This is a genomic window from Pseudoalteromonas sp. PS5 (assembly GCF_004103255.1).
Lineage (GTDB): Bacteria > Pseudomonadota > Gammaproteobacteria > Enterobacterales > Alteromonadaceae > Pseudoalteromonas > Pseudoalteromonas peptidolytica.
The window spans coordinates 1-11599 of record NZ_RCSQ01000130.1 but is presented as its reverse complement, the minus strand read 5'-3'; the positions used below and the strand labels follow the sequence as shown (position 1 = coordinate 11599).

The window sequence follows — 11599 nt, the reverse complement described above, 5'->3', positions numbered from 1 at the left end:
AGTAAATCTGACGCTAACAGCATTAAAAATTTCTTATTTAGAACAAATAAATAGTAAAAATTTTGCTTTGCCGACACGGATGTAGGTACCTTGGCGATAGCTGGACGCGGTAGCGGGGTTATCGCCAAGATTTTCTCGCCTCAGAATAGACCACTAAATTAGAAAAATCGGTATAATTTTTATTAAACACTTTACTGGTTATAAGCTGCGAGCAAGAACTATTAAAAATAGGTTACAGCGTCAAGTTTTCTTCATACTTTAAAATGTGTGAGTATTTCTTTTTGAAAAGAACACATCGTACTAAAGTGTGTAGAGTTACAAGTTAATAAACCGAGTTGAATTTTGAAATTTTATCAAAGCATTCATTTTCACCTGACATATTTTAAATTTTATTAGAACTGGTTCATAAAAATATTGTTATCGTGACAAAGATTGGATGTGATTTTGAGGGTTTTGGAAACGTTCTAAGATAAAAATAAAGCGTTTAATAAGGATGTTTGATTATAGTTTATTTTAAAAAGATTCTTTCCAGTTAATATAATATGGAGTGAATTGATTTTTACACTTCAAAATATAGCCAGAGTGAGCACCTAACATTAAATAGTTAAATGCTCACATTCTACACTTAATCCAATAGACTATTCAGTATTTGTATTGGGTGTCTGGGCTTGTTACCTGAAAAACGCTTCACCTGACAGCGGCAGGAAAAGCCGGTGGCGAGAAGCGCTTCATCTTTAGTTTCCTCAATATGCGATCGCCATGAAGCATCATAAAGAGCCCTCGTATTTTCTTGGTTCTGTAACTCATGACCGTAGGTACCAGCCATGCCACAACATCCAGTACTTGGTGTATCTAAGTTAGAATTGAATTTTGTGAAAATACTTTTCCATACTCTTTTCGATTCGGGCATCGAGGTGGTTTCGGTACAGTGACTTAACAGCTTGAACTTTGATGGACTTAGCGTGTCTATACTTGGAATATCAATAGTTGCAAGCCACTCATGGGCCAACAGTACATTAAATTCTCCTCTACTTTCTTGAAGTATATCTTTATATTCATCTCGATAACACATAACTAACGAGGCGTCTAATCCCACTAAAGGTCTGCCGTTTTCACTTATCTTATTTAAAAATTCAGAAGCATTTGTTGCTGTTGACTTAAACTGTTTTAAAAGACCCTTTACGTGTTGAGGCTTCCCATTGGGTTTGAAGGGTAAAAGAAGTGGATAATATCCTAACTTTCTTATGAGTTGAATAAAGTCCGATACTAATTCAGCTTCATAAAAACTGGTGAAAGGATCTTGGACTATAAATATTGCACGTAGCTTTTCCTCAGCACTAAGCCTGTTAAATACTTCGTCAGAATAGTGGTATTCCTTAGGTACTAATTTATGTAGTTGAACTTTACTTAGTAATGGTGAATCCACATAGCCAATAAGCTTTTCAAGTAGATAACTCGATATACGGTTATTTTGAACTAAATTACTCAAATTTGGGAATATTGATATTACTGGTAACAAGCGCTCAATGTTGGCAACTAAATAATCTTTTATTGGGCGATTGTAACGACTGTAATAAAAATTCAAAAATTTAGCGCGAAAAGTAGGTACATCAACCTTTATTGGACAAGCGGTCGTACAGGCTTTACAAGCCAAGCACTCATCCATGGATGCTTTTACTTCATGGGAGAAATCATACTCGTCTTTATTTCGACTATTTAAAAATCGCTCCCACCATGTGACTGTATTCTCACCATTAATGAGTCGCTTTTCTACTGATACTAAATCGACACCCTTGTTACTTTGTAATCGTAACCATTCTTTAAAAAGACCAGCTCTTCCTTTTGGTGAATGACGTCTATCTTTAGTCACCTTATATGATGGACACATGGGGGAGTTTTCATCATAGTTGAAGCAAAGCCCGTTACCATTACAATTGAGTGGGGGCTCATAACTTGTTTGTAATTGTACAGGTATCTCTCGATCAAGCCATGTTCTTTTCTGCCCGTCAACCGATACCAATTGGTCATTCGAATCAATAGGTGTACATATTTTTCCTGGGTTCAGGCGATTGTTTTTATCGAATAAAGATTTTATTTTTCTAAGCTCGCTAAAAAGCTGCTCACCAAAAAACTCTGGACCATACTCACTACGATAACCTTTACCATGTTCACCCCACATTAAACCGCGATATTTTGCAGTAAGTGCAACAACTTTGTCAGAAATTGACCTAAGTAGCTGTTCTTGCTCTGGGTCAAACATATCAAGTGCTGGACGAACGTGAAGAACCCCCGCGTCTACATGACCAAACATGCCGTAATCTAATTTATAGCTATCTAGCAAATCTCGGAATTCCATTATGAAATCAGCAAGATTTTCAGGCGGAACCGCGGTATCCTCAGCAAACGCGATTGGTTTACGCTTTCCTTTAACATTACCTAATAAACCAACAGACTTTTTACGCATTGCGTAGATCTTTAGAATATCTTCTTTGCTATCTATTAACTGATATCCAATGACTCCAGCTTCTTTGTTTGCAATTAATGTATCTAACCTATTGCAAAGATTCTCTACCTTCGAATTGATCTCTTGTGTTGACTCACCATTGAACTCAACCATGTTCAAACCTTGCATATCATAGCCAGGTACATCTGTAATTAAGTCCGATACTGAATGCCAAATAATATCTTCTCTTGCTAACCCTAGTACTTTACTATCCACAGTTTCAACTGAAGTGGCATTTGCTGACACTAAAAATGGGCTATTTCTAAGTGCGGATTCAAAAGAATCATATTTTATATTTATTAATGTTTTGTATGGCTGGATCTTGGTTAGATTTAGTTTAGCTTCTGTTACTATCGCCAAGGATCCTTCTGAACCTGCAACGATTCTTGATAAATCAAACGTAGATAAAGATTCGTCAAAGACATTTTCAAGATCATAACCTGTCAAGAATCGATTTAACCTTGGAAACTTTTCAAGTATGAGAGTGCGATTGGAGCGGCATGCTTCAATTACATGAGCATAAATATCAGATGTTCTTGAATTTTGCTGAGCTAAAAGTTCCGCTTTTTCAATTGGAAGCTTTGAAGTGTTGAGCTCAGTACCGTCAATGAGATAAGTCTTTAAGCCTAAAATATGATCGCTGGTTTTACCGTAAACGAGAGAGCCTTGACCTGACGCATCGGTATTGATCATACCACCAATAGTTGCCCTATTACTTGTTGATAGGTCGGGTGAAAAGAAGAAGCCATAAGGTTTCAGAAAATCATTGAGTTGATCTTTGATAACCCCTGCCTGGACTCTGACCCACCCTTCTTTTTCGTTAATTTCTAATATTTCTCTCATATACCTTGAGAGGTCAATTACTATACCTGGAGTTAATGATTGACCATTAGTACCTGTGCCACCTCCGCGGGGACCAAAAGTAAGAGAAAGAAAAGGATCCTGTTGCGCAAGTTCTAAAGCAACTTGTACATCTCTATTTGACTTTGGAAAAATGACGGCCTGAGGTACTTGCTGATAAATACTATTATCAGTTGACGTTACTAAGCGTGTGGCATAGCTATTATCTATGTCCCCAGAAAACCCTGATTCACTGAGTTTTTTGTGGTACTGGCTTATGAGCTCACTTGCAGAATCCTGCTGACTAATATTTTCGATCATGACGGTATATTTTACTTGCTTTGCATTAATTGTATCACGAAGGTTCCATGAACAACTTGAGAATTTTTGGGTTTGTTAAAAATGAAAATAGTTTATTTTAGATACTATTGTACAGTTTTGTTGATAGGGAGAAAGTAACATGAAAGTTATTAATAAATTAGTTTGTTCACTTTTATGATTTTTACTCGTATCTACATCGATAAGACTTGATTGGAAAAGTGGCTAGTATAGTAATTCGCTGAGAATAACAGATAGCGAAGTGGTCATTAAAATGCTGCAAAAAGTTGCTTAAGCATAAAGCCCCAGTTCAATAAACTGGGGCTAATGGTATGTTATTTAGTGAACTTTTCAGCTAAATATAACCAAGTTTCAAGCACTGTATCTGGGTTTAGTGAGACAGAATCAATTCCTTCTTCTACCAGCCAAGCAGCAAAATCTTCATGATCCGATGGGCCCTGACCACAAATACCTACATACTTGCCTTTTGCCTTAGCGGTTTGAATAGCCATTGAAAGCAGTTTCTTGATCGCTGGATTTCGCTCATCAAAAAGGTGTGCGATAAGACCAGAGTCACGGTCAAGACCGAGAGTTAACTGAGTTAAATCATTTGAACCTATAGAGAAACCATCAAAGTATTCTAAAAACTCTTCTGCTAGCAGGCAGTTTGATGGAAGTTCACACATCATGATGACTTTTAGCCCGTTCTCGCCACGTTTTAAGCCATGAGCTTCAAGAATTTCAATCACTTGGGCTGCCTCTTCTAGAGTACGAACGAACGGGATCATGATTTCGACGTTGGTTAGATCCATGTCGTTACGAACACGTTTAATCGCTTCACACTCAAGAGCGAAACATTCCCTAAAGTCTTCAGAAATATATCGAGATGCACCGCGGAAACCGATCATTGGGTTTTCTTCTTCCGGCTCATACTGTTGACCGCCAACTAGGTTTGCATATTCGTTTGACTTGAAGTCAGACATACGAACAATAACTCGTTCAGGTGCAAATGAAGCGCCAAGTGTCGCTATACCCTCGACTAACTTGCTGATATAAAACTCTACTGGTGACTCATAACCTGCGATAAGCTCTTTAATTTCAGCCTGTAGCTCTGCATCTTGCTTGTCAAAATGAAGTAGTGCTTTAGGATGAATACCGATCATACGGTTGATAATAAACTCAAGACGAGCAAGGCCGATACCTGCGTGCGGTAACTTAGCAAAATCGAATGCGCGATCTGGATTACCCACATTCATCATAATCTTCATTGGGATGTCAGGCATTGAATCGATGCGAGAAGAAATAACATCAAACTCAAGCTCGCCTTTGTAGATATAACCTGTGTCACCTTCGGCACATGAGACAGTTACGGTGTCGCCATTAGTAATCAAATCAGTTGCATTACCACATCCGACTACAGCTGGGATCCCAAGCTCTCGAGCGATAATTGCTGCATGGCAAGTTCGACCACCACGATTTGTTACGATAGCAGAGGCGCGCTTCATGATAGGTTCCCAGTCAGGATCCGTCATGTCAGTTACAAGTACGTCACCTTGCTTTACTGAATCCATTTCGTCAATAGAAGTCAAAACTTTAACGACACCCGAGCCAATCTTATGACCGATTGCTCGACCTTCAACAATAACTTCTGATTTTGATTTTAACTGGAAGCGTTCCATTACGTTCGCATCTTCGTTTGAACGAACGGTTTCTGGACGGGCCTGTACGATGTATAGCTTACCGTCGTTACCATCTTTTGCCCACTCGATATCCATTGGACGACCATAGTGTTTTTCGATGATAACAGCTTGCTTGGCAAGTTCTTCTACTTCTGCGTCGGTAATCGAGAATTGGTTAGATAGTGCTGAGTCTACATCAACAATCTCAACTTGCTTACCATGAGATTCATCACTTGAATAAATCATTTGGATTGCTTTCGAGCCAATATTTCTCTTAAGAACAGCTGGTTTTGCTTTAGCAAGAGTTTGCTTATGAACATAAAATTCATCAGGGTTTACTGCGCCCTGAACTACCATCTCTCCTAAACCATAACTAGAAGTAACGAAAACTACGTCTTCAAAGCCTGATTCAGTATCGATTGAGAACATTACACCAGAAGAGGCTTTGTCAGAACGTACCATGCGTTGAATGCCGGCTGAAAGCGCGACGCCTCTGTGGTCATAGCCTTGGTGTACACGATAAGAAATGGCACGGTCATTAAATAGCGAAGCAAATACGTGTTTTATAGCGATCATCACGGCGTCAATGCCGCGAACGTTTAGGAAAGTTTCTTGTTGGCCAGCGAAAGAAGCGTCTGGCATATCTTCTGCTGTTGCTGAAGAACGAACAGCAAAGGAGACATCTTGGCTTGCATCACCGTGTAATTGGCTGTAAGCCTCACGGATTGCTTTATCTAATTCTGGTTGGAATGGTGTATCGATAACCCATTGTCTTATTTGGGCGCCGACTTTGGCTAATTCGTTGACATCATCAACATCGAGAGTATCTAAGATTGAGTGGATTTTTTCATTGAGCCCTGATTGCTCAAGAAATTCATTGAACGCATCAGCAGTTGTTGCGAATCCACCAGGTACTTGTACACCAGCGTTAGCAAGGTTAGATATCATTTCACCTAGAGAAGCGTTTTTACCACCAACTCGAGGTACATCCTGCATACCTAACTCTTGATACCAGAGAACGTAGTCTTGCACGGAACTGTCTCCAAAACAAATTGTATTAAATGTGAGAGATTAATTGACCTTTCCACTAGGTCACAGGCATTCTACAACGGTATGGCTGCCTTCGTAAACCGCGTTGGCTTATTTTAAACAATTTCTAAATGAATAATATCAAAATGAGAACTGCATTTTATATTTCCGATGGCACAGCGATAACTTCTGAAGTGTTCGGTCATGCTACGCTTTCTATGTTTCCTGTTGAGTTTAATCACCAGACAATTCCTTTCGTCGAAACAATAGAAAAAGCTAATGAAATTAGAAGCTTGATCGACTCTGTAGCTGAAGCTTCAGGAGAAAAACCATTAGTGTTCTTTACTTTTGTTAACCCTGAGCTATCTGAAGTTATTCTTTCATCTAAGGGTGTTTGTTATGACTTTTTATCGTATTCGGGTGAACTTGTAGGTGAAGAACTAAAAGTTTGCCCTGTGCCGAGAATACACCGTACGCATAGTATTCACGAGTCTACTTATGACTTTAGAATTGATGCTGTTAACTACGCTTTAGCAAATGATGACGGTGCAAATATTAAAAATTACGATGAAGCTGACATTATTTTAGTCGGTGTTAGTCGTAGTGGTAAAACGCCAACCAGCTTATATTTAGCACTACAGTATGGAATTAAAGCTGCGAATTATCCGATGACAGAAGAAGATTTGGAGAGCGGTAAGCTACCAAAATGTTTAGATAATTATAAAAAGAAACTTTTTGGCTTAACTATTGAGCCTGAGAGATTAGCTGCTATCAGACAGGAGAGGATGGCAAACTCAAAGTATGCGTCTATAAGGCAATGTCGTATTGAGGTAAAGGAAGTTGAGATGTTATTTAAGCGCAATAAAACTCCCTATTTGAATAGCACGCGATATTCCGTTGAAGAAATATCAGCCAAGATAATTTCTGAAACAGGCTTGAAACGCAGAAAATACTAAAAGAAGGCCGCGTGTGCGGCCTTTTGAAACACAAATTCTTATCTTGCTTTTCTTGCGTCTTTAAGTAAGTCTGCGACTAAAAATCCAAGTTCTAAGACTTGATCTGCATTTAAGCGTGGGTCACATTGAGTTCTGTATCGCTGTGACAAGTCTTCATCCGAAAGACCGTACGCACCACCAACACACTCAGTCACGTGCTGTCCTGTCATTTCTAAGTGCACACCACCAGGGTAACTGCCTTCAGATTTGTGAACCGCAAAAAACTGACTGATTTCTCGAAGGATATTATTAAAACTACGTGTTTTATATCCTGTCGTCGATTTTTCAGTGTTTCCATGCATGGGATCGGATGTCCAAATAACTTTGCGACCTTCTTGTTGAATTCGACGTACCAGTTTAGGTAATTTTTCCGGAAGTACATCTGCTCCCATACGAGTGATCAGCGTTAAACGACCCGGTATGTTGTCTGGGTTGAGGGCGTCTACAAGCTGAATTAATTCATCTTCTTGCATTCCTGGGCCAACCTTAACACCTATTGGATTTTTGATGCCCCGGAAAAACTCGATATGAGCATGATCCAATTGTCGCGTTCGCTCTCCAATCCAAACGAAATGAGCTGAACAGTCATACCAGTCGCCTGAAAGATGGTCACGTCTAGTTAACGCTTCTTCATAACCTAGTAATAGCGCTTCATGTGAAGTATAAAGCGGCGTTTCTTTAAGGCTCGGCGCTACAGTGGAATCGATACCACAGACTTCCATAAATTCGAGCGCCTCTTGAATACGCTCTGCTAGTTGTTGAAATTTATCTTTTAGAGGATTCGCAGCGACAAAACTCATGTTCCAGCGGTTTACTTGATGCAGGTCGGCAAGACCACCCTGTGCAAAGGCTCTTAGCAAATTGAGTGTCGCCGCTGATTGATGATATGCTTTCATCAACCTATCTGGATCAGGGATACGAGCATCTTCTGTAAACTCGAAGCTATTTACGATATCACCACGGTAAGAAGGTAAAGAAACACCATCTATAGTCTCAAAATCAGCCGAACGTGGCTTTGCGTATTGGCCAGCCATTCTTGCTATTTTGACAACAGGACACTTACCACCATAGGTTAAAACCACAGCCATCTGAAGTAGGGTTTTGAATGTATCGCGAATATTTGCAGCACTAAAGTCAGAAAAAGATTCAGCACAATCTCCACCCTGTAATATGAAAGCTTTTCCTTCACATACATCCGCTAGGCTTTTGTATAGACTACGTGTTTCTTCAGCGAAGACTAACGGCGGTGCTGAATTCAGTTCATTCTCTACCGCACTCAATTTGGTTGAATCCGGGTATTCTGGTTGCTGTAAGATGGGCTTATCTCTCCAGCTATTTGGGCTCCAATTGGCCATTTTAAAATTCCTCATTCCAATATGTGTAAACACACTAGAACAGTACCCTAACGGCTAATTTTCATCAAGGGAAATATAGATTTTAATAAAATAAAGAACACATCATACTATAAGCGAATTTACGTTAATCTATACCACTTATAAATTTGAAAAAATTCTCCAAGCACAAAGGATAAACCTCTTTAATATTGTATTTATTTACGGACACCGTCTCTTTGAACAGAGCCTATCAATTGTTCATTTGTTTAAATTTTAGACTGATACGTCTTCTCCAATGAAGTGTTGTTATGTTAAATTAGGCTTTTAATCTAAGATTGACGATAAAGTATTTAACTTAATTCTGTTGGCACTAGATCAAACTATGAAATATGCTTTTAGTTCGTGTTAGGTATTTTTGATTGATAAATTAGATACGATAACTTATAAAAGTTTTCTCCACCTACTTTTACAATATTATTGAAAGATTGAGTTTGTATGATTTCTAGCTATAAAAAGGAAGTTTTACTAAGCATAATCTAAATTATCAAATCTTAGCTTGAGCCTAGTTATGAAAAAGTCTCTAAGCAAGTCTCAAAACAAGCAAACAAAGTTACCACTTGATTGATACCTTTCAAAGCGCACCTTTACCTACGCAGCTTAAAAATTCAAATGTTCAGATGAAAGCAACATTTTAAAATGTGCCACAGCAGTATTAACTCTATTTTTTATCTCATAACGTTCTTTCGGGATTATTTTGAATGATAGGTTTTTTAATCTAATCTCTACAGCAGCATGGTTTTACCAATAAACACTAGACATACCAGTACCGATAAGTAAAACAGTTAAATGTCAGATCCACTAACTAAAGCAATCATCTATTCAGACAGATTTACAATCATCAACTTGAGTCAATTGTCAACCCAGTTGAAATGTAAGACAGATTACGTTTAATTTTTGAGGCTTCTATACCTATCGCATAGAATTGATAAGCTTTCTTAGGTCACTTATAAGTAAAAGACATGATATTGGAGCTGGTAAAACTTTTTTGAGAAAAAAGAATCATAGCAATAATGCCATCAAGGATTACTTCTCGATCTTCCAGTAAGTCAAAAGTTAAAACCAATCTCACATTCGCCATTGAAAAATCGAATCTTGTTATCATACAACATATTCTGCATCTTCTAGCACTTTGGGCCTAAAAACGTAGGAAAAATTATTAATAACCCGATTTATTCATAACCTGCTTGCGTTCAGGTTTAGCATATTTTATTGATGACAATGTATAATTCTACCTTCTCAGAGTTATCAAATAAACAATAGCGATCGCTACCCTACTTCTTTTCTGTGAAAAATTCATTTAGTCGCTAAAAGACAATTCCCTTACTGTCCTTATTATCATAAAGAATATCAATCTAGGTCTTTCGGTAACATACATTTAGCGTTGTTACATTAGAATTGACTTTACTTCGTAAAAAGAGATATTATCGCGAGGAATGAAAGGAACACATCATACTTCATTTAAAATCAATATTCTCCAGAGCTGCAAAACAACAACCAAAGATAAACGCAAGAACACATCATATGGAAAAATCATCTTTCATACATCACTAGTACAGTCCAAAATTACCCTTATAATCAAACAGCTATACTACATAGTTGATGATCTGATATAATAACGCTAACTTTAAAAAAGAACACATCATACATGAATAAATTTAATATCCGTTCTACATTCGATGTATTAATACATCATATTGATCAGTTATGTCATGAATTACAGCATAGCGAAATTATCAAAGCTAATTTTTATGAATTACCAGCAGTAAAAAAACAAGATGAGGAAATCGCACCTAAGCAGATTCCTATTTTAAAGTTAGACGGTGAAGATGCGAAAAAGAAATGTATAAATTCGTTCCGTGATATTTTTTTAAGTGGTCGTGAGAGTGGCAAGTTACTACAACGCTTTCCCGGTCTTTTACTTGTCAACGATCCGAGAGACACAATAAAATCAAGAGTCGCAGAAGTTAATTTAGCAAAAGAAAATTTTAAAAATACGATTTTGGAAATTTCTAACAACGATGCGCGGTTCGAGGCTGTGCATAATGCCGTACCTGATTTAATAACTCTTGCAGCCTATCGAAAGATTCATTGTGAATCAGAGCCGCCTTTTTCTGTTCGCTTTACCTGGATGAAAAAGCATGCGACTAGAGTGCTAACAAAAGATGCCGCTTTGCAAATGCTTAATCGCTCCTCTATTTATTCTAATCCGAGAATGATAGATCAAGAAAAGTGGAAACAATTAGTTGAACAAGAAAAATACCGTGTATCGAGCCTTTCTGAAAGTGCAAAGCTAAGAATAAGAAGACCTACTCGAGTAACACCTGAAGTAAATGTCCGTTATACCGCATCGAACCGTTATCATGTCAGTGCTGCACTGCCTTTTATTTTATTAAACCCACACCCTGATACTAAAATTGGAGAACTCTCCAATTTTATTGAAAAAGATGACCACCCTAGAAAGCGAGAGTATAATTTTCTTGTTGATAGAATCTACCTAGAACGCTGTGATTAATCAGTATTTATGTGTGATTATGCGCGGAATAAGTTTCATGACCAAAATTTTTAGTTAATTTAACATAATATAGGGCGGCGATAACTCCATTTAGTATGATGTGTTCTTTAAACGCCTAGATTTGTATCATCAAAGTATAAGTTGAATCTACTAAAATAATAATCGCGTTAGACATCAAGTTGATGAAAGTTTAGATCAATTTTCTTAATTAAGTGGTCTATTTTTAGGCGAAATAATCTTGTCGATAACTCCGCTAACGCCTCCTGCTATCACTAAGGTACCTATATCCATATAGGCAAGGCAAAAATTTCTTATTTAGTTGTTCTAAA

The 11599-nt window shown here is 37.8% G+C and carries 5 protein-coding genes; 2 read left to right on the top strand and 3 right to left on the bottom strand.

The genetic code is table 11. From position 1 onward, the window contains the following. Positions 1-625: 625 nt before the first annotated feature. Positions 626-3664, bottom strand: coding sequence for an FAD-binding and (Fe-S)-binding domain-containing protein (locus D9603_RS15675; RefSeq protein WP_128732016.1), 3039 nt, complete (start codon positions 3662-3664; stop codon positions 626-628). 332 nt (positions 3665-3996) lie between these two features. Then, the gene (gene ppsA, locus D9603_RS15670; RefSeq protein WP_128732015.1) at positions 3997-6372 is read right to left on the bottom strand and encodes a phosphoenolpyruvate synthase; all 2376 of its coding nucleotides are present in this window, start codon (positions 6370-6372) and stop codon (positions 3997-3999) included. A gap of 143 nt (positions 6373-6515) precedes the next feature. Between ppsA and D9603_RS15665 the strand changes: the two genes are divergently transcribed. After that, positions 6516-7325 carry a pyruvate, water dikinase regulatory protein gene (locus tag D9603_RS15665; protein WP_128732017.1) on the top strand — a complete coding sequence of 270 codons (810 nt, stop codon included), beginning with the start codon at positions 6516-6518 and terminating at the stop codon, positions 7323-7325. Between the two features lie 38 nt (positions 7326-7363). Here the strand turns inward: D9603_RS15665 and D9603_RS15660 are convergent, their stop codons facing one another. Then, complete coding sequence (locus D9603_RS15660) at positions 7364-8719, bottom strand: 3-deoxy-7-phosphoheptulonate synthase class II (RefSeq protein ID WP_128732014.1); 1356 nt, start codon at positions 8717-8719, stop codon at positions 7364-7366. Between the two features lie 1684 nt (positions 8720-10403). Here D9603_RS15660 and D9603_RS15655 point away from each other — a divergent pair. Next, a complete protein-coding gene (locus D9603_RS15655; protein ID WP_128732013.1) occupies positions 10404-11270 on the top strand; it encodes a DNA replication terminus site-binding protein in 867 nt (288 codons plus the stop codon). The last annotated feature ends 329 nt before the right edge of the window (positions 11271-11599 follow it).

What these genes read in the sequence shown, in the direction of transcription:
- D9603_RS15675 (WP_128732016.1), bottom strand. Translation starts at nt 3,664, where the DNA reads ATGATCGAAAATATTAGTCAGCAGGATTCTGCAAGTGAGCTCATAAGC.
- D9603_RS15665 (WP_128732017.1), top strand. Translation starts at nt 6,516, where the DNA reads ATGAGAACTGCATTTTATATTTCCGATGGCACAGCGATAACTTCTGAA.
- D9603_RS15660 (WP_128732014.1), bottom strand. Translation starts at nt 8,719, where the DNA reads ATGGCCAATTGGAGCCCAAATAGCTGGAGAGATAAGCCCATCTTACAG.
- D9603_RS15655 (WP_128732013.1), top strand. Translation starts at nt 10,404, where the DNA reads ATGAATAAATTTAATATCCGTTCTACATTCGATGTATTAATACATCAT.